This is a genomic window from Halobacillus halophilus DSM 2266 (assembly GCF_000284515.1).
Classification (GTDB): domain Bacteria; phylum Bacillota; class Bacilli; order Bacillales; family Halobacillaceae; genus Halobacillus; species Halobacillus halophilus.
In genome coordinates this window covers 2,132,022-2,154,291 of sequence record NC_017668.1, presented here as the reverse complement: position 1 = coordinate 2,154,291, position 22,270 = coordinate 2,132,022, and the positions used below count along the sequence as shown (strand labels likewise).

The window sequence follows — 22,270 nt, the reverse complement described above, 5'->3', positions numbered from 1 at the left end:
TATCCCCCTTTTATGTTTGAATTTTGTCGTTTTCTAAAATGTTTGCTTCATCTTCCATACCGAAAGCGACATGGGATTCAATCCATTTGCGGCGAGGTTCTACTTTATCGCCCATCAATGTGGTTACGCGCCTTTCTGCGCGTGCCAGATCATCTATCGTTACCCTGATCAAGGTTCTGGATTCCGGATTCATCGTGGTTTCCCACAACTGATCAGCATTCATCTCCCCAAGACCTTTGTATCGCTGAATGGAATAGCCGTTCTTGAACTCTTTAAGAAGCTTGTGCATGCCTTCTTCATCCCAGGCATATTCGGTTTGTTCTTTCTTACCTTTGCCCTTAGAAACCTTATAAAGCGGTGGAAGGGCAATGAAAATTTTCCCTGCTTCGACTAGCTGTCTCATATAACGGTAAAAGAAAGTCAGCAGTAAGACTTGAATGTGGGCTCCATCCGTATCCGCATCCGTCATAATGATAATTTTATCGTAATTACAGTCTTCAAGAGTGAAATCTCCGCCGACACCGGCCCCAATAGTATGAATAATGGTGGAAATCTCTTCGTTTTTAAAGATATCAGCTATCTTCGCTTTTTCAGTATTAATTACTTTTCCTCTTAAAGGAAGAACCGCTTGAAATCTCCGGTCACGTCCCTGCTTGGCTGAACCTCCTGCAGAGTCACCCTCTACAAGATAAAGTTCATTTTTTTGAGGATTTCTGGACTGAGCAGGCGTTAACTTCCCACTGAGTAAAGTATCTTTTCTTTTTTTCTTTTTCCCAGAACGAGCATCTTCACGGGCCTTACGCGCCGCTTCTCTTGCTTCCTTCGCTTTTACAGCTTTCTTAATGAGCATAGAAGCTACATCAGGATTTTCTTCAAGAAAATAAGATAACTGTTCAGCCACTACAGCGTCCACCGCTGAGCGTGCTTCTGAAGTTCCTAATTTACTTTTGGTCTGACCTTCAAACTGAAGAAATTCCTCAGGGATTCGAACGGAAATCACTGCGGTGAATCCTTCACGAATATCGTTTCCTTCCAGGTTTTTATCTTTTTCCTTAATTAATTGAGCACGACGGGCGTAGTCATTAAAAATTCTTGTAATCGCCGTTTTAGCACCTGATTCATGCGTACCTCCATCTTTAGTACGGACATTATTAACAAAGGAAAGGATATTCTCTGCGAAACCATCATTGAATTGGAAGGCGAAATCAGCTTCGATGTCTTTATAGCTTCCCTCGAAGGATACAACGGGGTGAAGAGTGTCTTTCTCTTCATTGAGGTAGGAAACGAAGGATTCAATGCCATCATTATACTGGTAAACTTCTTTAATTTTTTCACTGCGTTCATCAATTAAATTGATTCGAAACCCTTTCAATAGAAAAGCAGCTTCTTTCAGACGCTCCGATAAGGTTTCGAAACTGAAGTTAGTCACTGAAAAAATGACCGGGTCCGGTTTAAAACGAATGGTCGTGCCTGATTTTCTAGTTGTTCCCTTATGTTCCAGGGAAGTTACAGGGAGCCCTCCGTTTTCGAAACGTTGATAATACCTTTCTCCGTCTCTGCATATATAGACTTCCAGCCATTCAGACAAGGCATTTACTACAGAAGCTCCGACGCCATGAAGGCCTCCGCTTGACTTATAGCCCCCCTGTCCAAACTTACCTCCTGCGTGAAGCACAGTCAAAATCACTTCGGGTGTCGGTTTTCCTGTCTGATGCATTCCGGTCGGCATCCCTCGTGCTTCGTCCTCTACAGAAACACTGCCGTCTTTATGAAGAGTTACCGTCATTTGATCTCCATGGCCGGCTAACGCTTCGTCTACGGCATTGTCCACGATTTCATGTACCAAGTGGTGGAGACCGCGGTGATCCGTAGACCCTATATACATCCCGGGTCGTTTCCGGACCGCCTCCAAACCTTCTAGTACTTGAATGGAATCATCTGAGTATGTTTGATTCTGCTTCGCCAATTTACCATCGGCTCCTTTCTCGTCAACTTCATGTACTACTATCATAGAACAAACGTTCGTTTGTGTAAACGCTCAATAAAAAATGCTGCTTGTTATATTGTAGCGATTTTATAAGGTTTCGCAAACATTATTCTACTATCAACATGAAAAAACCCCTGTTTAAACAGGGATTTTTTTAAAAAGTATATTCTTTTACATATAAACAGCATGGGCAACTTTAATGCAGACATCCATGATCACAGTCATATCTTTATCCTTTAACTCTTCGTAGGCTTCTTCGTGAATAACCCCTTGCTGCCCCCAAAAAGCTTGAGCAGGAATAGCAGAAGCCTCTTTAGCGACGTCCGGAAGGAATTCTGACCTTCTAAACACGTTTATGATATCGATGGATTCAGTAATATCGCTTAATTGAGCAACAGCCTTTTCACCTAATGCTTCATTGATGGTCGGATTAACAGGAATAATGCGGTATCCCGCTTCCTGCATAGCTTTACTAATCTGGTAAGAAGTGCGATGCGGTTTGTCTGATAGACCGACGACCGCAATCGTTTTAGAGTTTTTTAATACTTCCGCAATCACTTCGCGTGACGGGTTTTTAAACGTCATATTCTACCTCCTATTCTTCAATTAAGCCTTCGCTCACTAAATACTCGCGTGCGACTTCTTCAGGGCTTCGATCTTCATAATCGACTTCATAGTTCATTTGACGCATTTTATCTCCGGTTATTTTTCCGCCTAATTGATTAAGAGCATCTTTTACTTCAGGATATCTATCCAAAGTTTCCTGCCTCATAAGGGGTGCACCCTGGTAAGGAGGGAACAGATTCTCAGGATCTTCAAGAACCTTCAAGTTTAAGTCTATCATATATCCTGAAGTGGCATATGCATCGATAACATCTACTTGTCCGTTCTTAATGGCATCCTGACGCAAGCCAGGGTCCATCGTTTTTACTTCGCCAAAATTGAGGTCATAAACCTCTTTCATTCCCTGATAGCCGTCCTGACGATCATTGAACTCAAGAGTAAAACCCGCTGTGAATTGATCTTCCACTTGTTTTAAATCCCCAATGGTTTCTAAGTTATATCTTTCAGCAAGCTCCTGCGTAGTAGCTACAGCATACGTATTATTAAATTGCATGGGCTCTAAGAACGCCATATCATATGTTTCAGCCATGCCTTCTTTTGCCTGCTGATATACTTCCTGCGGCTCATTACTGTTCGCCTGTTCATCCAGCAAGGATACGATAGCCGTCCCTGTAAATTCAGGATATATGTCTATGCTGCCCTCTTGCAATGCCCCAAATACAAGATCTGTTTTCCCTAAGTTTGGTTTCAATCCTACAGAAAGATCCGTTTCTTCTTCAATAAGCATTTCGTACATGTTAATTAAAATAGCAGGTTCCGAACCTAATTTTGCTCCAAGGACGAGATCGTTTTTCGCCTTGCCCCCAAACGCTAATGGACCTACAGCAATTAATGCGGCAATAACCAAAAGACTTACAAGAGAGCGGAAACCAGACTTTGCGGATGTTCTCTCAAATAGTCGAAGGATCACATCTAAAATAATAGCTAACAGAGCGGCTGGAATAGCACCGAGAAGAATAAGATTCACATCACCACCGCGGTCAAGACCAAGGAGAATTAAATCACCTAAACCCCCAGCCCCTATTAAAGCAGCAATTGTAGTAGTCCCGACTATTAAGACCATAGATGTACGAATTCCAGCCATAATGACCGGCATAGCCAGTGGTAACTCTACTCGGGATAAGCGGCGAAAAGAATTCATTCCCATTCCTGTAGCCGCTTCCTTAAGAGCAGGATCTACTTCTTTAATCCCGGTGTAGGTATTTCTGAGTATAGGCAGAAGTCCATACGCTGTTAAGGCAATAACGGCAGGCGTCTGCCCAATTCCGAATAAAGGAATTAAAAACGCTAAGACTGCAAGACTGGGTATTGTTTGTAAAATGGCGGTTGCCCCGATAACCGGTTCCGCAACCTTTTGTTTTCGTGTTAATAACAATCCTAGAGGCACGGAAATGAGTGTGGCAATGACTAGAGCAATAATAGAAATCTGTAAGTGTTCCCAGATCTTCTCAAGTAAGACATCCTGTCGTTGAATAAAAACCTCTTTAAATTCGTTCATAGCTGTCCCACCCCTTTTTCATGGTGGTTTTCTTTCAAATAAAAGACGATATCTTTATAAGAAAGAGTACCTAGAAGCTGATCCTGTTTTACTACCGGCAGCATTGGATAATCTGTTTTTTCAAAAACGGCTGTAGCCTCTTTTAAAGTCATTCCATTTTCTAGAGCAGGAAGATCCATTGTCTCGCCATCATGAATCGCAGTGGCATACGTTCCATCGGGATTTTTTAACGCGAATGTTCCCTTTTTTGGAATCGTTCCTTTCTCTAGTTCATCAACAGGATACATTTGATTTTTTGTTCGGTCCATAATGACGTCTACCGCTGTTTCCCATGGAGTTTTACGGCTTCCTATGAAATCTTTCACAAACTCATTTGCAGGATGTAGTATTAGATTCTGAGGAGTGTCTAATTGAACAATCTCTCCAGCTTGCATGACACAAACTCTGTCTCCAAGAGCCATAGCTTCATCCATATCATGAGTCACAAACACAATGGTTTTCTGAATTTCCTGTTGCAGCTGTCTGATATCTTTCTGCAGCTGCTCACGACTAATGGGATCCAGGGCACTAAATGGTTCGTCCATTAATATAATATCCGGATCAGCAGCCAGAGCCCTTATAACGCCTACCCTTTGCTGCTGCCCGCCCGATAATTCGCTAGGTTTCCGCTTCCGGTGCTTTTCAGCATCTAACCCCACCATATGCATTAGTTCATCAATACGGTTAGAAAGGTCTTTCTTTTTCCACTTCTTCATTTCAGGAACAATAGATATGTTCTCTTCTATCGTCATATGAGGAAACAATGCAATTTCCTGTAATACATAACCAATATTCCAGCGGAGCTCGTGAATGTTATATTCGCGAATATCTTTATTATGTATAGTTATTGATCCTTCTGTAGGATGGATCAATCGGTTGATCATCTTCATCATTGTAGTCTTACCGCAGCCACTGGGACCAATTAAAGTTAACAACTCTCCGTCCTTCACGTGCAAGGCGATGTCTTTAAGAGCTGTTGTCCCATCAGGATACGTCTTCGTTACGTCTTGGAACGTAATCATGGTTTTCCCCCTCTTTATTCTAATAAAATATGAATTTTATAATTCCACAATTCCACAATTTCAAACATTTTGCAAAGATTCGAAATCATTTGGAACACATTGAGAAACTAATATTATATCTTCTCTATCCTGGCACTTGGCAAGAAATTTCTTGTCACACGATGCTGAATTGGTATAATAGGAAGTTGTTACAGCATTGGAGTTTAGTACATAAGTTTAAATCTATTGATCGTATATTATAAAGGGACTCTAAATCTCCTTATCCCTTAAATTAATAAGTTTAACCTTTACAATGAAGCGGTCGGGTTCTTTCCTCAAACCTCTCATGGTAAAATAGAATAAAGCAGCGAAGGAGATGAGTTGCATGGAATACGCTTTATTTGCTATTATCGCGTACTTGCTTGGGTCCATTCCATCAGGTCTGATAATAGGGAAATATGGCTATGATACTGATATTAGAGAGCACGGAAGCGGTAATTTGGGCGGAACCAACACTTTTCGTGTATTAGGCATTAAAGCAGGTTTAATTGTAACTTCAGCAGATATCCTTAAGGGAACTCTGGCAACAGCTCTTCCTTTATTGTTTGGAGCCGAAGTCATTACATTAATCATTGGGATCTTTGCTGTGATTGGTCATATGTATCCAATCTTTGCAGGTTTTAAAGGTGGAAAAGCTGTTGCAACTTCCGGAGGCGTTATATTGGGAGTTAATCCTATTATTTTCTTTATACTACTAGCCACTTTCTTCCTGGCTTTATACATTAGTAAATACGTATCTCTATCTTCTATGATCAGTGGTGTCGTCGGGATAGTTGCTACTCTGATTGTCCGAGACTTTGGGTTGACCATTGTAATTACTCTTTTCACGCTATTCGTGATCTACCGTCATCGATCGAATATTAAAAGGATTATGAATAAAACTGAACCAAAAATCACTTGGATGTAACCTGCTTTTCACGAGGTCTGTGCTAAAAAGCATAGACCTTCTTTTTTATGGAAACGATAGTAAAACAACCGTAGGGATAGGTTTTATCCTGTTTTTACCAACACATTAATAAAAGCATTAAATTGTATAAATAGATTTACATATTGTATACTTTGACTTAGAAATGAAGGCCTGAAAGGAGTCTTTTACTATGAACAAAACTGAACTAAACCATAATAAGCAATTACCTTCCAAAGAAGAGCGCCACCAATTATTTGGATCTGTGAACCCAGGTCCACGTACAAAACCGGTGGATAAAGATAAAATGGCGGATTTACAAAATTCAAAAAAAGATTTCCTTTTCGATATTGATATGGTGGGAATTTCAAACGTGAAGCACCCTATTCGCATTCCAAGTAAACTGACGCCGGAAATTCAGACAACGATTGGCACGTTCTCCTTTGGTTCCTCTATTGTGAAAGGTAGTAAAGGTACAAATATGAGCCGCTTCACAGAACAATTAGATAAATATCACAATGAAGGGTTTGCCATAGATATTGCAACCTTAAAAGGCTTTACCGAGGAACTTGCCGGTCGTTTAAAAGAAAAAGATGCTGAAGTGGAAGTACATTTTCCATGGTTCTTTGAAAGAAAAGGGCCTTACTCAGATCTTGCTGGTATGAACTACGCAGATGCTACGATTCGTGATGAATATAGGGAAGAAACCGGGCATGATGTTACGGTTACGTTAACTGGTAAAATTACTACTCTTTGCCCTTGTTCAAAAGAAATCAGTGAATACAGCGCCCATAACCAGCGAGGTAACGTATCCATGACTGTTACATTAACGGATGATTTCGACGAGCAGGAAATTGATTGGAAAGCGGCTTTACTTGAGGCGGCCGAAAGTAATGCAAGTGCCCGCATTCATCCCGTTCTGAAAAGACCAGATGAAAAAATGGTTACAGAACAAGCGTATGAGAACCCTCGCTTTGTAGAAGACATCGTTCGTCTGGTTGCAGCTGATTTATATGAACTTGAATTTGTAGAAGCTTTTTCCGTAACTTGCCGGAATGAAGAATCTATCCATCTTCACGATGCCGTAGCAACTCTGAGTTATGATAAAAAACAAGAGGCAGAGTAAGGACTTGATTTATGAAGCATGTCATGATTGGCCTTATAAATTTTTACCGTAAAGGAATCAGTCCTTTTTTTCCACCCAGCTGCCGTTTCCAGCCTACTTGTTCGGAGTACGGACTTGAAGCTTTCAAACGGTTTGGTTTTTTTAAAGGGGCCTATTTGACCATTAAGCGGATCTTGAAGTGCCATCCTTTTCATAAAGGTGGTTTTGATCCGGTTCCTGATAAGCACAAGAAAGACAACCATCTGTAGGTGAATTGTGGTTGTCTTTCTATTTTAGTAGGTTTATCTATACCCATTTACGGATACACCATATGGGACGACCGTAGAATAGAAGGAGTTGAATAAATAATGGATCTTACCGTTACAGAAGAAGCAGCTAAATGGTATGAAGAAGAACTAGATGTAGATGACAATACAAACCTTCGATTTTATGTCCGTTATGGAGGAACAGGTGGTCTTCAGCCAGGGTTTTCTCTAGCGATTCGAATAGAAGAACCATCTGAACCTATTGCGGAAACAAAAGTTGGAAAGATTACTTATTTTATAGAGGAAGATGATGAATGGTACTTCGGAGGTCGTTCTCTCCAGGTAGAGTTCAGCTCTAAATGGGAAGAACCAGACTTCCAATATCAATAGTCCTTCAATCAAACCAGAAACTCTTCAGCTCTAAGCTGAGTTTCTGGTTTTTATTTTCCTATTAAAGGGGTTCCCCTCATTCCCCCCTTCGTTTGGATAAAAAAAGCCGCCCTAAAAGGGCAGCTCGGCAATATAATTAAGGACTTAAATTGAAGCGTTCAATATGTTCCCATTTTTGTTCTTTCATTAAGATTTTATATTGGTGGCCCCCAAATAAATCAAAGTGTGGAAAGCGTGGATCATGATGAATCCAACGGGGGTCCAGCCCATATTGAGCTCCCCATTGGCTTAATTTCTCAAGATCACAACAGCCAACTTTAGTAACCGTATCGCATCCCGGGAAACGGTCATCAAGCCAGAAATGGGTTAAGAAAGCTATTTCACCTTTCTCTACTTTTCTTTTCCAGTCAACTAATTCTTTTCTTTTCACGCCAAAAGCCATTAGTGCTCCCCTTCCATAGCCGCTAAATAAGCTTCGTGCCACTCTGGGAAGCTCCGTCTTATTGATACTGGCCGGAAATTTTCTTTTTTTACAATGACGTGTTTCGTTTGTCCAGACACGGCTAATCTTCCATCTCCATGAACGACTTCGTATCCATAGGTAACGCGCAGACCATCATACTCATCGACCCAGGTTTTCACAAAGGCTTCATCACCATAGCAAACTGGATGTTTAAAACTTATATTGGCATCAATAACAGGGGAAACGACCCCTTGTTTCTCAATTTCTGAATATTTAAAACCAAGCTCTTCAATAAAAGCAGTTCGACCAATCTCAAACCATACGAGATAATTGGCATGGTAAACTACGCCCATCATATCTGTTTCTTGATACCTTACCTGTATCGGTGTTTCTACCACTTTCATCATTTATGACTCCCTTCGAACGGCTTGCCAGGCTTTTTCAAGATCGTTTACTACTAATTCATTCATATCTGCTGATTCATCTTCTACAATTCTCGTCGCCTGATACTGAATGGCTTCATTAACAAGATTATTTACAAACCGTCCATTTCCGCGAATTCGATGATCTTTATATTTCTCAAGAAGGAACTCTTCAGCCCACTCGTTAAAGGTGTAGCCGAATTGGTACGCTTGAAAATGTGTCATTTCCAATAGTTCCTGTTCATTGTAATCGGGGAAATGGAAATATTTCTTAAACCTTGAAGATAGTCCTGGATTACTTTCTACAAGCTGTTCCATTTCACGCTGGTATCCGGCAAGAATCACTACGAGGTTTTCATTATGTTTGGTCATTTCATCAACAATGGTTTCGATCGCCTCTTTACCAAATTCATCTCTTCCTCCGTTATAGAGAGAATAAGCTTCATCAATAAAAAGAACTCCCCCTAGTGCTTCCCGGATTTTTCGCTTCGTTTTCATTGCTGTTTGGCCGACATAACCGGCAACAAGATCGCTTCTGGATACAACAACCATATGACCTCTTTTAAGAAGACCACACTGCTTTAAAATATCCGAATAGATTTCTGCAACCGTCGTCTTACCCGTGCCTGGATTTCCTGAAAACACAGAATGTAATTGAATAGGTACGACAGGATATCCATTCTCTTTCCTCTTTTGCTGAGCTTGGACAAAAGAAGATAATTTTCGCACCTCTGCCTTTACGTTATCCAGGCCGATTAATTCATCTAGGCGATTCCTGGGAGAGAGCTTCTCATCGGCAGCCGAAGTGTCCCATGCCAGATCATTTTCATCAATTCTCATATGATCGATCCAGTGGGTTTTATCCCGCTCTGCCTCCTTGGCCCCTTTTTGGAAAATGGTTTTCATGACCAGATTTTTTACAGTACGAGCATTGCCAAAGGAATCATCCACACGCTCTCGATCAATGAGAGAGGTAAACTCATTTAGTGCGTTTGTCGTAAAAAAGAAATCATTATCAATAGCAGTCTGTTCTGCAATAGTAATCAATTCTTCCATTTTATAATCGGGTAGAGAAATATGATTTTGTTCAGGAAAACGGCTGCGCAGCCCAGGATTTGACCATAAAAATTGCCGCATCTCTTCTGGATATCCTGCTAATATTACGGCGAATTTTCCACCAAATTCTTTTCCGGTCATGGCCGAAACCAACGTGTCGATCACAGCTTGCCCATAATCATTACCCGTCTGGCCTTCACGCTTCAAACTGTAGGCCTCATCAATAAAGAGAACTCCACCAATAGCCTGCTTGACATAGTTCATTGTATTTTCTTCACTTTGACCGACATAAGAGCCAACCAAATGAGACCGGTTGACTTCAACGACTTCTTTTGTATCGAGAATTCCCAATTCATGATAAATATTTGCCAGTAAGCGTGCCATCGTCGTTTTGCCTGTTCCAGGATTGCCGGTAATAATCATGTGCAGCCCTGGTTCATCTACCATAGAGAAACCAAAATTCTTTCTGTGCTGCTGGTATTTTAGAAAATGATAATATCGTCTAATATACGTCTTAACGTCTTTTAGACCTACCATCTGATCAAAAGCTTCCAATGGATTACCGGAAGAAGCATCCGTTAAAAAGCGGGGTAGTCTTTTATACAGCTCATCCTGGTGGTCTGAAAGTTCTCTAGTACGTTCGTTAATTTCTTTAACAGGAAGACGAATTCGACGATTTTCAACTGAATTAAGCGCCTCAGCCATTATCTTTTCTAGAGCGTCTAATTGTTCATACACTTTCTGATATAATTTCATGCGGTTAGTCGCGTCTATTAGCGTTTTAGAAGCTAATTCTGAATCCCATTGGGCTTTCAATTTAGTTACATCTTCATGTATAAATCGAGCCTTTTTTGCTTTAGCTGAATCGTGATCTGTCTCATGAAGCACCCACTGTTCAAGTGGTGTGCGCTTTAAATGAGTATAAGCTTGCATCATCTGCTTCGATTCATATAAATCCGTGACCAGTGAATGATTACCTGCGAGCACCCTTGCTTCATCAATAAATTGATCAGCTAATTTCTCATGCTCTGGATGGCGTTTGATCCGATGATAGGCTAACGTCACATATAGGAGGGCCTTTAGTTCTGTGTCTTGTATTTCCTCTTGATTAAAATAACGAAGAGCTTCTACTTCTGAAAGCGGAGGCTTTTCATCTATACTTTTCCAATGTTTTAACTGTTCGATCATATTTTCACTTCCTTTCCTATCACCGATATTTATTTTATCATAGTGAACTGTCTATGTAGATGAACTCGATTTCCAATCTATTCTTCCATTACATGATAAAACCGCTCCAGCTAAGCTAGAAGCGGTTTCTTAACATTAATAATTCTGATTACGAGCCTCGTCTTTGATCTCTTCACGCATTGCATTGATGGATTGGTTTCTTCGTTTGTTCTTATCTTCGATGTTCCTCTTTTCTTCTTCCGTAGCAAACTTTAGAGAATCATGAGAAGCTTCGATGTTTTCAATGGTATTCGTTACTTTTTCTTGCAATTTTCCTACATTGTCCGACCGGTTATCTGGATTAGAACGATGAGTCATGTGGTGGCCTCCTTTTAAACCTGAGTTGACTTTACTTAATAAAGCCAATCCTTATTTTTTCCACCTTACAATCTTTTATACCATGCAAAAATCCCACCTTGTTATGATGGGATTTGTTTTATCATTCATCGGCAGAAGACTCCCTCTTCAAGCGCCGTGTCGAAGACCGGTGGCAAGGGGGAGATGAATGCCGTCGCCGTAAGGCGAATGCCTTTGAATATTCTCCCTTCCGTGATATCCTAAAGTAAGAACGTATGTTCCTGATTAGGAGGTGGAAAGGTTGAAGCATAAAGCGTATAACTTTCGTATCTATCCAAATAAAACCCAAGAATCGCTCATCGCTAAGACAATCGGTTGCGCTCGTTTTGTCTTCAATCATTTCCTCTCCGAATGGAGCAGTGCCTACAAGGAAACCGGAAAAGGTTTGAGTTACTCTACTTGTTCCAAACAACTACCCAAGCTTAAAAGAGAATTCCTTTGGTTAAAGGAAGTGGATAGCACGGCCATCCAAACTTCCGTCAAACATCTTTCTGACGCTTATAAACGGTTTTTCAAAAAGCAAAACCAAGCTCCACGGTTCAAATCAAAGAAGAACAGAGTCCAGTCCTACACCACAAAATGCACAAACGGAAATATTGCCATCCAGGATCGCAAAATCAAGCTGCCTAAGCTGGGGCTTGTGAGATTTGCCAAGAGCCGTGAAGTGAAAGGTCGCATCTTGAGTGCGACGGTTCGCCGCAATCCGACCGGAAAATATTCTGTATCCATTCTTGTTAAAACAGATATTCAGGAACTTCCTAAATCCAAAACTTATGTTGGCATTGATCTCGGATTGAAAGACTTCGCTGCTCTCTCGAATGGCACCACCTATCAAAATCCACGATACCTACGTAAGACCGAAAAGAAACTAGCAAAAGCTCAACGTATCCTTTCCCGAAGGGAAAAGGGATCTTCGAATTGGCATAAGCAACGTATTAAAGTAGCTAGACTTCACGAGAAGATAGCGAACTCCCGCAAAGATTATCTGCATAAGATTTCTACCGAAATCATCAAAAACCACGATGTGATCGGTGTAGAAAATCTCCAAATTTCCAATATGCTCAAAAACCGAAAACGATCCAAATCGATTCGTGATGTGAGCTGGTCGATGTTCACGTCTATGCTCGAATACAAAGCAAAGTGGTACGGGAAGCAGTTGGTAACCGTATCGAAAGTTTTTGCGAGTTCACAGCTGTGTTCCAAGTGCGGATACCAAAACCGTGAGGTAAAGAATCTCGCTGTTCGAACGTGGGATTGCCCAGATTGCGGCTGCCACCACGACCGCGACCTAAATGCGAGCTTCAATATATTGAAGGAGATTCAAAGAATCCTTACAACCGTCGGTGCGACGGGGCTAGCCTAATCATTTGAACGAACCGTTAGGTTCGTGCTCTTAGGAATCCCCCAACTTCAAGGAGTGTCAGCGAGTAAGTGGGGGTAGTTCAATCGTTCATTATGTCTTTGTTCTATCCGCTCATCAATTTGATCCATTAACTGCTCATCTTCCTCTATAGAGCGAATGTTCTCTTTAACAAGATCTTCAAACGATAAGGTTCTCTGTTTTCTCACGGAAATCTCTCCTTTTTTGTTAAGGATTTCCATTGAGAACCTGTATTATACCTATTCTAAAGCATTTTTCATTTCTATCATAAACTCATAGGTCATCGGACCAACTTTCCTGGATTCCTGAATCACTCCATCTGTTCCTATAAAATAAGTGGTAGGAATGGAAATCGTTTGATAAGTCTGGTGCAACTCCAAATCTTTATCCAAGAGTATGGGAAAGCTGTAACCCCCCTTATCTATATATGACCGGACCTCATCTATACTGGTTTCAGATCCTGTTCCATTTACGGCAAGTACTGCGACTTCCTCACCATACTTCTGTTGAAATCGTTCCATTTCAGGCATCTCGTCACGACAAGGCGGACACCACGTGGCCCAGAAATTCAGAAAAACTTTCTTCCCTTTGTAATCTGAAAGCTGAACAACTTCACCTTTTAAGGTCTCTACTTTGAAATTCGGGGCTTTCTCACCTTCTTTTAATCCACTCGGGGCGTTTGGAGCAGTCATACCTGCTCCTTTTTCTTCTTTATTGGATTCATATGTCTGTAATTCGCTGTCTGCAGGACTTGTCTCTCTTTCGCTCCAGACGTTGTACGCCACAAGAGATAATAGAGCCAATAAAAATACAGAAGCGAGCACTTGTTTAACCAAACTGGTCCACTCCCCTAATCATTCTTCATGTACTAAGTATAAGAATATAGAAATCCAAATATGTCTGTAAAGATAAATGAAGAAATTCTAGAAATATTGTCACACTCCTATGTAAAAAAGCCGCCTTAAGAATAAGGCGGCTTTTCCATATGAAACTTAACTCATTTTGTTACGCAAAACCATTTGAAGAATTCCACCGTGACGATAGTAGTCAACTTCAACTTCACTATCAAAACGAGCTACAACTTCAAATTCTTTCTTGTTTCCATCTTCATCAGTTGCTGTAACTTTAACAAGATCGTGTGGTTTAACATCTTCCCCAATTTGCACATCGTAAGTTTCACGGCCAGTTAACCCTAGAGATTCAATTGTATCCCCTGATTTAAACTGAAGAGGTAGAACGCCCATCATAACTAGGTTAGAGCGGTGAATACGCTCAAAGCTTTGAGCGATTACCGTCTTAATACCTAAAAGATCAGTACCTTTAGCTGCCCAGTCACGGGAACTTCCCATTCCGTAATCATCACCTGCGATAACGAGAAGGGGGGTTTCATCCTGCTGATATTTCATAGCAGCCGTATAAATCGGCATAACTTCTTCTGTAGGCCAATAAGTAGTAAAACCACCCTCTGTACCTGGAGCTAACTCATTACGGATACGAATGTTAGCGAATGTACCACGCATCATGACCTCATGGTTACCACGTCTTGAGCCGTAGGAGTTAAAGTTACGTGGACTTACACCTTTTTCCTGTAAATATTCGCCCGCTGGCATATCTTTAGGGATAGCGCCCGCTGGAGAAATGTGGTCTGTCGTTACAGAGTCACCGAATTTACCGACAACCCTCATGCCGTTAATTGGTTTAACGGATTCAGGGTCACTGGATAATCCTTCAAAGAACGGCGGGTTCTGAATATAGGTAGAATCATCATTCCAGTCGTAAAGCGGCTCATCCGTTGTGTCAATCTCGTTCCATTTATCATTGGAATCGAAGACATTTTCATATTCTTTACGGAAAATCTCTGGAGTAACAACTCGTGCAATTTCAGCTTTAATTTCTTCCTGAGAAGGCCAGATATCGTCAAAGAATACATCATTTCCATTCTGATCTTTACCGATTGCTTCATTTTTCAGGTCAATATCCACGGTACCTGCCAGTGCATAAGCCACTACTAATGGCGGTGAAGCCAAATAGTTCGCTTTAACAAGCGGATGAATACGACCTTCGAAATTTCGGTTTCCGGAAAGTACAGAAGAAGCGATCAAGTCATTATCCGCAATCGTTTCTTCAATTTCAGGAAGCAGTGGTCCGGAGTTACCTATACATGTAGTACAACCGTAACCTACCAGGTTAAAGCCTAATGTATTTAAGTGCTCCATCAGACCTGAATCCTCAAGATAGCGGGTAACTACTTTAGATCCCGGCGCAAGAGAAGTTTTTACGTAAGCCGGAACATCAAGACCCTTTTCAATAGCTTTCTTAGCTACAAGTCCTGCTCCAAGCATTACGTGGGGGTTCGACGTATTCGTACAGGAAGTAATGGCAGCAATAGCCAATGCTCCTGTCTTCATAACCGCTTTTTCTCCACTTTCAAATTGAACTTCTGCTTCTTTTTTGAATTCTGATTTATCAAGACCAAAACCATGATTTCCGGCCGGACCTGTTACAGCATCTTCAAAAGAGTTTTTCATTTTGGAAAGTGGAATTAAATCCTGTGGACGCTTTGGACCAGACAGGTTTGGTTCCAGTTCTCCAAGATCGATTTCAACTAATGAAGTGAATTCAGGATCTTCCTGTGCTGGATCATACCATAGCTGGTTTTCTTTACAGTACGTTTCCACAAGAGAAATTTGTTCTTCGCTGCGGCCTGTTAAACGTAAGTATTCAAGTGATTCTCCGTCTACTGGGAAGAATCCGCAAGTTGCTCCGTATTCAGGAGCCATGTTTGAGATCGTAGCACGATCAGCCAGCGGCATTTCCTGTAACCCAGGACCAAAGAATTCAACAAATTTCCCAACTACATTCTGCTCACGAAGTTTTTGCGTAACTTTTAAAGCTAAGTCGGTAGCTGTTGTTCCCTGAGGGAAGCTTCCATTTAACTTCACACCAATAACTTCCGGTGCCGGGAAGTATGAAGGCTGTCCAAGCATGCCTGCTTCGGCTTCGATTCCTCCTACACCCCAGCCAAGAACTCCTAGTCCGTTGATCATGGTGGTGTGAGAATCTGTACCGACAAGTGTATCGGGATAAGTATCATAAGCACCGTTGCCATCCTCTTTGGCATGGACAACATTAGCGATATATTCAAGGTTTACCTGGTGAACGATACCCGTTGCTGGTGGTACGGCGCGGTAGTTATCAAAGGCTTTTTGCGCCCAGTGAAGAAATTCGTAACGTTCCTGGTTACGTTCAAACTCCAGCTCCATATTAATGTTAAGTGCATCTGCTGTACCGTATTTATCAACCTGTACAGAGTGGTCAATAACGAGATCTACCGGCACTTCCGGGTTAATCTTTTCAGGACTTCCGCCCATGTCCACCATTGCTTTTCTAAGTGAAGCAAGATCAACTACAGCTGGTACCCCAGTGAAATCCTGCAGAATTACACGGGAAGGTTTAAATGGAACATCTTCCCCTTTTGATTTACTGGTTCCCCAGTTTGCTAGACTCTCAACGTGTTCGTCTTTAATCACACGGCCGTCATGCTGGCGCAGAAGAGATTCAAGCAGAATACGAATAGAGAAAGGCAGACGGGAAATCTTGCCCTGCCCCGCATCTTCTAAGGCTTTTAAGTCGTAATAGTTGTACGTTTGGCCATTTAGGTCAAATTGTTTGCGAGAATTATATGGATTGCTAGCCATACTTCCTTTTACCCCCTCATTATAATTTAATGGAGAGCCCTGTAAAAATGGCTTCCCCATTCCCCAATTAATGTACATTTGCGACCTTAAATTGTATAAGTTCACAAATCTGCACCCCTTATTGTAAATGAAAACGATTTATAAGTAAAATAATTAGACACTATTTTTTATATTTCGACTTCCTTGGAAAATACAAGTAGCAGCCTTCTTTTCGCCATCAACGACCTTGTATTTCCTGGAGGTTCCTTTTATAATTAAAGTAAGTTTATATATGAATGAAACAGGTGATAATATGTCAGGCGGATTTGCCCTTTTTATCGTTGCTTGGACCGTTGTTTTAATTACGTTAATGGGGATCGGCGGCTTCTTTATGTTTCGTAAGTTCTTAAAACGTCTCCCTAAAGAAGATGGGAAATCGATCATTGACTGGGAAGAATACTATGTCGATAAAACACGTAAAATGTGGACTCAGGAACAAAAAGATCTCTTGGAAGAATTAGTTTCTCCGGTTCCAGAATTATTTCGTGATGTAGCCCGGCAGAAAATTGCCGGAAGAATCGGTCAGGTAGCTTTGGAAAAAAAACGAAAAAAAATAACCCAAGAAGTGATTATTGAAGGTTATATTTTAGCCACTCCTAAACGGGATCATAAATTTCTTATTAAAAAACTTGAAGAAAAAGATATCGATTTGGAACCATATCAGCCATTATTTGATCGTTAAGAAGACCCGGCATAATCTGCCGGGTCTTCTTTTATGTTTCTAACGTTTTTTCAAGCCGCAAAAATTGCCTGAGCATAGCGAGTCTCCAGGTAAGAATCATTCCTAAAGCAAGTAAAAAGAACATTCCGCTCGTTTCTCCAAAGGAAATGGTTTGACCAATTATTAGCTTCAGGATAACGCGGAGAATGAGTAATCCAAATAAAATAAATACAAACGCTTTCGAAGGCTTAAGATAGATATCACCATCTCGTACCTCCAACTTGGAAGTTCTAATTAAAAAAATAGAAAAAAGCATACCTACTGCTACAGCTTCAATCACCTGTGTCCACTCCACTCGGAAAACAGGAAAAATGAACATAAAAGCACCGGTACTCATAAAAAACGGCGGGAGAATGATTTTTTTTATACTGGCCGGCTGCCTGGCTGCCCGCATTCTAATAAAAATCATAGCAGTAGCCATACACGCCGCAACCAGTGTGCTTGCTATTAACCAAAACATAAACATTCACACTTTCTTTTCTGATCGTCCGTACTTAACTTAACACACGTTCAATGGACTCGAGTACCATTCTTTCATCAAAAGGCTTAGCAATGAAATCTTTAGCACCGTTTTCTAGCGCTTCAACAATCAATTTTTGCTGACCCAAAGCAGAACACATCACTACTTCGGCATGCTGAGACTGAGTTTTTATTTGTTTCAGAGCTTCAAGCACGTTCATTTCAGGCATGGTAATGTTCATGGTTGTCAATTCTGGCTGAATCATAAGATGCAATTCTACCTCTTACTTACCATCTGCCGCTACTCCTACGACTTCGTGATTCGCTTTTTGCAGAATATTGGTGAGCGTCAAGCGTGTAAACTTCGCGTCGTCCACCACTAGTATCCGAGCCATACAAACTCTCCCTCAAGATCTCAACTTCGATCGTTTGCAATTGTCAGTATAATAGTCATTGTTATTCCAACAACCGTTAGATACACACCCAGATCAAACAATAATGCTGTAGCAAGTTCAGTTTTGCCTAAGATCGGAAGTTGAAAGTAAGCGTATGTCTGACTCAAAAAAGGCTGACCAAAAATAAATGAACCGATGCCTGTTCCTAAAGCTATAATTAATCCAACAGGAATGATATAGCGAAAGTTAATCGGCAGAATCTTTTCCATAGAACGTATTCCATATGCCATATACATAAGTACAAAAGCAGCAGACGTCATTAATCCGCCGATAAAACCGCCTCCAGGGGCATTGTGGCCTGCAAAGAATAAGTAAATGGAAAATCCTAAAATAATAAACGCGATTAATGTAGTCGTTGCTCGTAAAATAATGTCATTGGTGCGGGTCATATTCATACTCCTTTATTGTTTAATTCCTGATTTCATCATAATATAAAGTTTCTTCAAAATCCATTTCTTAAAAGCCCTGAAAACCGAATAAGCCAACTAAATAAGAGGTTAAGTCTGTCATCCAGTCAAAATATAAAGCAATTCCCATCATAATCATAATATAACCACCTATTTTCACAATAGTACCACTATGCTTTCTTACCCAGTTTAATTTCCCTACAAAGAAGGATAGCACTAGGAAAGGCACAGAAAAGCCAAGTGAATAGGCAAGCATCATGACCATAAATAACTCAGGACTATCCGCAGCTAAGACTAATACGGCTGATAAGATCGGGCCCGTACAGGGTGTCCACCCTAAAGAAAAGGTCAGTCCAATTAAAAAAGAACCAATAAAGCCTGCCGGTCTATTTTTAAACGCTATTTTTCGATCTTTCATTAGGAATTGGAAATTGAATACACCAATGATTACAAAACCAAAGAAAATAATTAAAATAGCACCTAAACGCCTTATGATCGTATCATTCTGAATGAGGAACTGGGATAAAAATGATCCCGAAAACCCTAGTACAAGAAAAATTGTAGTAAAACCTATTAAAAATGATATCGTGTGCAATAAGCTTTTACGCCTCAGCATGGCGTTATCGTCTTTTAACTCACTTACACTCATTCCTGTTATGTACGAGAGGAATGCAGGATATAAGGGGAGTACACACGGAGATATAAATGATAAGAAACCAGCCCCGAAGGCAATAAATATGTTTATTTCTGACATAATGCTTCCTCCAAAATTATACTAGACTCCTATTGTACCAAACCATATTTCAAAAAACGATGAAACAAGTGTGAACTTCTCAGAATTAACGGGACCATAAGAAAAGCCTTCTTTCCCCAAACAGAAAGAAGGCTTTATTTTGATTATTTCATTTGGTTGTTCATGGAACGCATCATTTGATTGATTTTCTTCTGTGATGGCTTCTGCCCCATCTGCATCATCAATGTGCGAAGCATTTGTTCATTAATTGGCGGGTTTTTCTTCAAATAGTTCATCATATACTTTCTTGCGATGAAAAAGCCAAGAGCTACTCCTCCGATGAGAGTGAGTACAGCAATGACGATAACCCATATAATACCCAAAGTCATGTCTTCGTCTTCCTCCTTCGTGTTATCTCCCATAACAGTATAGTAAATGGTTCACAGAAATACAATAGTCGTTTACGATAATAAACTTTCGCCTGCCAATGGGAATACCCAGCCATAATGATCTTCGTCCATTTGACGTTAAAATTGAGCGGGAAGACATCCTATAATGGCTTAAACACGACATTCTCTGCCTGCCACAGACTTTCACACTGAAAAAGACAACAATAATTCTTATTCATTATTATATCATATTGTGAGCTTTTATCGAAGAACGGAAGCTTAGCTATTAGGCAATTTTTTATCGCATTTTACTTCTTGGATCTATGAGAAGGTTATGGAGAGAAAATTTGAAAAATGATTATTCCATACGTATTCTGTCTACTACTCAGCGGCTGATATATAAAAACAAGCTGTCGGTAGCATACCAACAGCTTGTTTAACTGATCTTAGGAATTCATTAAATTCTCAGCGTGTTTAACTACATTATCTACAGTGAAACCAAAGTTTTCGATAATAGTATCACCTGGGGCTGAAGCTCCAAAGCGGTCGATGCCGAGCACCGTACCGTCGAGACCTACGTAGCGTTCCCAGCCAAATGATGCAGCCATCTCTACAGCTAAACGTTTACGAACATTGGAAGGAAGGACGCTCTCTTGATATTCTCTGCTTTGAGCATTAAAGCGATCGAAAGAAGGAATACTTACAACGCGAACGTCATAACCTTTTTTCTTCAGTTCATTTTGAGCTTTTGCAATCAACTGCACTTCAGATCCAGAAGCTAACAGAATAGCATCCGGCTCTTCCTTATCGGAATCACTTAATATATACGCACCATGTTTAACACCTTCATAAGCGTTTTCTGCCGTGCCTTCAAGAGTTGGCAGACCCTGGCGAGTTAATACTAATGCGTTTGGAGTGGTATTAGATTCCAGAGCCAACTGCCATGCCGCACTGGTTTCATTTCCATCAGCAGGACGGATTACCGATAGATTTGGCATGGCACGAAGAGAAGGTAACTGCTCGATTGGCTCATGAGTCGGTCCATCTTCTCCAACAGCGACAGAATCGTGAGTAAAGACATAGTTTACCGGAAGATTCATTAGTGCAGATAGACGAAGAGCTGGTCTCAGGTAATCACTAAATACAAAGAATGTTCCGCCATATACTTTAAGTCCGCCATGTAAGGCCATACCATTTAAAGCTGCGGCCATTGCGAATTCTCTAACGCCAAACCAAATATTACGGCCGGCATAATTATTACGAGAGAAGTCTTCTTCTTCTTTAACACTTGTTTTGTTTGAACCTGCCAAGTCTGAGCTGCCTCCAAAGAAATATGGAACTTTAGCAGAAAGGGCATTAATAACATCACCTGAAGCAGCACGGGTTGCCGGGCTGTCTTCACCAGCTTGATATGTTGGAAGTTCGTGCTTCCATCCTTCAGGAAGTTCTCCTTTAATAGCCGCTTCAAGTTCAGCAGCCAGCTCAGGGTAGCTTTCTTTATACTGTTTCATAAGTTCATTCCAGGATTGTTCTTTCTCTTCTCCATTTTGTTGAACTTTTTCATTGAAATCCTGATATACTTCCTCTGGAACGTGAAATAGCTCTTCATGCTCCCACTCATAGTGAGCTTTCGCTGCAGTAACTTCTTCTTCTCCAAGTGGAGCCCCGTGAGAATCAGACTTCCCAGATTTATTAGGTGAACCATAGCCAATTACTGTTTTAACTTCGATCATCGTCGGTTGATCTGTATTTTGCTTGGCTTCTTGAATCGCCTTTGCAATTTCTTCGGTATCTGTTCCGTCCTCAACACGAATAACTTGCCAGCCATAAGCTTCGTAGCGCTTTTCAACGCTTTCGCTGAAGGAACGGTCTAAATCTCCATCTAAGGAAATGTCGTTTGAGTCATACAGTACGACTAACTTTCCAAGTCCAAGATGTCCCGCTAAAGAAGCTGTTTCTTGAGAAACGCCTTCCATCAGATCTCCATCACCACAAATAGCAAAGGTGTAATGGTCTACTACATTATAGTTGTCACGATTGTATTTAGCAGCTAGATGTGCTTCAGCCATTGCCATACCGGTAGCCATAGACAAACCTTGACCAAGTGGACCCGTAGTTGCCTCTACACCGTCTGTATGTCCAAATTCAGGGTGCCCCGGAGTTTTAGAGTCCCACTGACGGAAAGACTTAAGATCATCTATTGTCACTTTATATCCTGATAAATGTAAGAGACTGTATAGAAGCATAGATCCATGCCCCGCAGATAGTACAAAGCGGTCGCGGTTAAACCAGTCAGAGTTCTTAGGATTGTGATCCATAAACTGCGTCCAAAGGGTATACGCCATAGGAGCTGCCCCCATTGGCATTCCTGGATGACCGGAGCTTGCTTTTTCAACAGCATCGATAGTAAGTGTGCGAATTGTATTTATTGAAGTTTGTTCAAGGCTATTTGCCATAATCGCCATTCCCCTTTCTCTTTCGTAAATATGTACATGTATTATCCTATAATGAAATTTCGTTTGAAACAAGCTTGGGGACGATATTTCAAGAAAAATCCAATGCCCTTGTTTAACTTTCCCTGAAAAGGGT

Annotated in this window: 22 protein-coding genes and 1 pseudogene; 6 read left to right on the top strand and 17 right to left on the bottom strand. The window is 40.9% G+C overall.

All coding sequences use genetic code 11. The annotated features are described in order from the left end of the window. Positions 1-10 precede the first annotated feature (10 nt). The 4 genes from parE to HBHAL_RS10540 form a co-directional block, all read right to left on the bottom strand. Positions 11-2,011, bottom strand: coding sequence for a DNA topoisomerase IV subunit B (gene parE / locus HBHAL_RS10555; protein ID WP_014643396.1), 2,001 nt, complete (start codon positions 2,009-2,011; stop codon positions 11-13). 147 nt (positions 2,012-2,158) lie between these two features. Continuing rightward, on the bottom strand, positions 2,159-2,572 hold the full coding sequence (locus HBHAL_RS10550) for a CoA-binding protein (RefSeq protein ID WP_014643395.1): 414 nt from the start codon (positions 2,570-2,572) through the stop codon (positions 2,159-2,161). A 10-nt stretch (positions 2,573-2,582) separates the two neighbouring features. Continuing rightward, positions 2,583-4,109 (bottom strand): ABC transporter permease/substrate-binding protein, encoded by a 1,527-nt coding sequence (locus tag HBHAL_RS10545; protein ID WP_014643394.1) that lies wholly within the window; start codon positions 4,107-4,109, stop codon positions 2,583-2,585. Beyond that, positions 4,106-5,170, bottom strand: coding sequence for an ABC transporter ATP-binding protein (locus HBHAL_RS10540; protein WP_014643393.1), 1,065 nt, complete (start codon positions 5,168-5,170; stop codon positions 4,106-4,108). The genes HBHAL_RS10545 and HBHAL_RS10540 overlap by 4 nt, the downstream gene beginning before the upstream one ends. Positions 5,171-5,534: 364 nt before the next feature. Between HBHAL_RS10540 and plsY the strand changes: the two genes are divergently transcribed. The 4 genes from plsY to HBHAL_RS10520 all read left to right on the top strand — a co-directional run bounded on the left by plsY (position 5,535) and on the right by HBHAL_RS10520 (position 7,874). Then, on the top strand, positions 5,535-6,116 hold the full coding sequence (plsY, locus tag HBHAL_RS10535; protein WP_014643392.1) for a glycerol-3-phosphate 1-O-acyltransferase PlsY: 582 nt from the start codon (positions 5,535-5,537) through the stop codon (positions 6,114-6,116). Between the two features lie 190 nt (positions 6,117-6,306). Continuing rightward, the gene (gene folE2 / locus HBHAL_RS10530; protein ID WP_014643391.1) at positions 6,307-7,239 is read left to right on the top strand and encodes a GTP cyclohydrolase FolE2; all 933 of its coding nucleotides are present in this window, start codon (positions 6,307-6,309) and stop codon (positions 7,237-7,239) included. An 11-nt stretch (positions 7,240-7,250) separates the two neighbouring features. Continuing rightward, a complete protein-coding gene (gene yidD, locus HBHAL_RS10525; protein ID WP_014643390.1) occupies positions 7,251-7,487 on the top strand; it encodes a membrane protein insertion efficiency factor YidD in 237 nt (78 codons plus the stop codon). A gap of 99 nt (positions 7,488-7,586) precedes the next feature. Beyond that, positions 7,587-7,874, top strand: a complete 288-nt coding sequence (locus HBHAL_RS10520; protein WP_014643389.1) for a HesB/YadR/YfhF family protein — start codon at positions 7,587-7,589, stop codon at positions 7,872-7,874. A gap of 136 nt (positions 7,875-8,010) precedes the next feature. On the opposite strand, the gene HBHAL_RS10515 is transcribed toward HBHAL_RS10520, so the two are convergent. From HBHAL_RS10515 to tlp, 4 genes are all read right to left on the bottom strand, one after another. Further along, positions 8,011-8,316, bottom strand: a complete 306-nt coding sequence (locus tag HBHAL_RS10515; protein ID WP_014643388.1) for a hypothetical protein — start codon at positions 8,314-8,316, stop codon at positions 8,011-8,013. Further along, entirely contained in the window at positions 8,316-8,741 is a 426-nt protein-coding gene (locus tag HBHAL_RS10510; RefSeq protein ID WP_041601651.1) for an acyl-CoA thioesterase, read from the bottom strand. The genes HBHAL_RS10515 and HBHAL_RS10510 overlap by 1 nt, the downstream gene beginning before the upstream one ends. Positions 8,742-8,744: 3 nt before the next feature. Next, positions 8,745-11,003, bottom strand: coding sequence for an AAA family ATPase (locus HBHAL_RS10505; RefSeq protein WP_014643386.1), 2,259 nt, complete (start codon positions 11,001-11,003; stop codon positions 8,745-8,747). 135 nt (positions 11,004-11,138) lie between these two features. Continuing rightward, positions 11,139-11,360, bottom strand: coding sequence for a small acid-soluble spore protein Tlp (tlp, locus tag HBHAL_RS10500; RefSeq protein ID WP_014643385.1), 222 nt, complete (start codon positions 11,358-11,360; stop codon positions 11,139-11,141). A 271-nt stretch (positions 11,361-11,631) separates the two neighbouring features. On the opposite strand from tlp, the gene tnpB reads away from it, so the two are divergent. Further along, a complete protein-coding gene (gene tnpB / locus HBHAL_RS10495; RefSeq protein ID WP_014643384.1) occupies positions 11,632-12,762 on the top strand; it encodes an IS200/IS605 family element RNA-guided endonuclease TnpB in 1,131 nt (376 codons plus the stop codon). A 47-nt stretch (positions 12,763-12,809) separates the two neighbouring features. Here the strand turns inward: tnpB and HBHAL_RS20875 are convergent, their stop codons facing one another. From HBHAL_RS20875 to acnA, 3 genes are all read right to left on the bottom strand, one after another. After that, positions 12,810-12,968, bottom strand: coding sequence for an FbpB family small basic protein (locus HBHAL_RS20875; protein WP_145956037.1), 159 nt, complete (start codon positions 12,966-12,968; stop codon positions 12,810-12,812). Positions 12,969-13,019: 51 nt separating this feature from the next. Continuing rightward, on the bottom strand, positions 13,020-13,616 hold the full coding sequence (locus tag HBHAL_RS10490; RefSeq protein ID WP_014643382.1) for a TlpA disulfide reductase family protein: 597 nt from the start codon (positions 13,614-13,616) through the stop codon (positions 13,020-13,022). A gap of 156 nt (positions 13,617-13,772) precedes the next feature. Then, on the bottom strand, positions 13,773-16,478 hold the full coding sequence (gene acnA, locus HBHAL_RS10485; RefSeq protein ID WP_014643381.1) for an aconitate hydratase AcnA: 2,706 nt from the start codon (positions 16,476-16,478) through the stop codon (positions 13,773-13,775). Between the two features lie 292 nt (positions 16,479-16,770). Here acnA and HBHAL_RS10480 point away from each other — a divergent pair, with 292 nt between their 5' ends. Further along, positions 16,771-17,199 carry a DUF2621 domain-containing protein gene (locus tag HBHAL_RS10480; RefSeq protein WP_014643380.1) on the top strand — a complete coding sequence of 143 codons (429 nt, stop codon included), beginning with the start codon at positions 16,771-16,773 and terminating at the stop codon, positions 17,197-17,199. A 31-nt stretch (positions 17,200-17,230) separates the two neighbouring features. Here HBHAL_RS10480 and HBHAL_RS10475 read toward each other — a convergent pair whose 3' ends face one another. From HBHAL_RS10475 to tkt, 6 genes and pseudogenes are all read right to left on the bottom strand, one after another. Then, complete coding sequence (locus HBHAL_RS10475) at positions 17,231-17,698, bottom strand: CcdC family protein (protein ID WP_041601327.1); 468 nt, start codon at positions 17,696-17,698, stop codon at positions 17,231-17,233. A gap of 34 nt (positions 17,699-17,732) precedes the next feature. Next, positions 17,733-18,092 (bottom strand): annotated as a pseudogene (locus HBHAL_RS10470) (response regulator). Between the two features lie 20 nt (positions 18,093-18,112). Continuing rightward, positions 18,113-18,541 carry a Na(+)/H(+) antiporter subunit B gene (locus HBHAL_RS10465; RefSeq protein ID WP_014643377.1) on the bottom strand — a complete coding sequence of 143 codons (429 nt, stop codon included), beginning with the start codon at positions 18,539-18,541 and terminating at the stop codon, positions 18,113-18,115. A gap of 67 nt (positions 18,542-18,608) precedes the next feature. Further along, complete coding sequence (locus tag HBHAL_RS10460; RefSeq protein ID WP_014643376.1) at positions 18,609-19,313, bottom strand: cytochrome c biogenesis CcdA family protein; 705 nt, start codon at positions 19,311-19,313, stop codon at positions 18,609-18,611. A gap of 143 nt (positions 19,314-19,456) precedes the next feature. Continuing rightward, positions 19,457-19,675, bottom strand: coding sequence for a YneF family protein (locus tag HBHAL_RS10455; RefSeq protein WP_173380447.1), 219 nt, complete (start codon positions 19,673-19,675; stop codon positions 19,457-19,459). Positions 19,676-20,127: 452 nt separating this feature from the next. Further along, entirely contained in the window at positions 20,128-22,137 is a 2,010-nt protein-coding gene (tkt, locus tag HBHAL_RS10450) for a transketolase (protein ID WP_014643374.1), read from the bottom strand. Positions 22,138-22,270: the final 133 nt, after the last annotated feature.

Coding starts and splice junctions, on each gene's coding strand:
- parE (WP_014643396.1), bottom strand. CDS start 2,011: ATGATAGTAGTACATGAAGTTGACGAGAAAGGAGCCGATGGTAAATTG.
- HBHAL_RS10550 (WP_014643395.1), bottom strand. CDS start 2,572: ATGACGTTTAAAAACCCGTCACGCGAAGTGATTGCGGAAGTATTAAAA.
- HBHAL_RS10545 (WP_014643394.1), bottom strand. CDS start 4,109: ATGAACGAATTTAAAGAGGTTTTTATTCAACGACAGGATGTCTTACTT.
- HBHAL_RS10540 (WP_014643393.1), bottom strand. CDS start 5,170: ATGATTACGTTCCAAGACGTAACGAAGACGTATCCTGATGGGACAACA.
- plsY (WP_014643392.1), top strand. CDS start 5,535: ATGGAATACGCTTTATTTGCTATTATCGCGTACTTGCTTGGGTCCATT.
- folE2 (WP_014643391.1), top strand. CDS start 6,307: ATGAACAAAACTGAACTAAACCATAATAAGCAATTACCTTCCAAAGAA.
- yidD (WP_014643390.1), top strand. CDS start 7,251: ATGAAGCATGTCATGATTGGCCTTATAAATTTTTACCGTAAAGGAATC.
- HBHAL_RS10520 (WP_014643389.1), top strand. CDS start 7,587: ATGGATCTTACCGTTACAGAAGAAGCAGCTAAATGGTATGAAGAAGAA.
- HBHAL_RS10515 (WP_014643388.1), bottom strand. CDS start 8,316: ATGGCTTTTGGCGTGAAAAGAAAAGAATTAGTTGACTGGAAAAGAAAA.
- HBHAL_RS10510 (WP_041601651.1), bottom strand. CDS start 8,741: ATGAAAGTGGTAGAAACACCGATACAGGTAAGGTATCAAGAAACAGAT.
- HBHAL_RS10505 (WP_014643386.1), bottom strand. CDS start 11,003: ATGATCGAACAGTTAAAACATTGGAAAAGTATAGATGAAAAGCCTCCG.
- tlp (WP_014643385.1), bottom strand. CDS start 11,360: ATGACTCATCGTTCTAATCCAGATAACCGGTCGGACAATGTAGGAAAA.
- acnA (WP_014643381.1), bottom strand. CDS start 16,478: ATGGCTAGCAATCCATATAATTCTCGCAAACAATTTGACCTAAATGGC.
- HBHAL_RS10480 (WP_014643380.1), top strand. CDS start 16,771: ATGTCAGGCGGATTTGCCCTTTTTATCGTTGCTTGGACCGTTGTTTTA.
- HBHAL_RS10475 (WP_041601327.1), bottom strand. CDS start 17,698: ATGTTTTGGTTAATAGCAAGCACACTGGTTGCGGCGTGTATGGCTACT.
- HBHAL_RS10465 (WP_014643377.1), bottom strand. CDS start 18,541: ATGACCCGCACCAATGACATTATTTTACGAGCAACGACTACATTAATC.
- HBHAL_RS10460 (WP_014643376.1), bottom strand. CDS start 19,313: ATGTCAGAAATAAACATATTTATTGCCTTCGGGGCTGGTTTCTTATCA.
- tkt (WP_014643374.1), bottom strand. CDS start 22,137: ATGGCAAATAGCCTTGAACAAACTTCAATAAATACAATTCGCACACTT.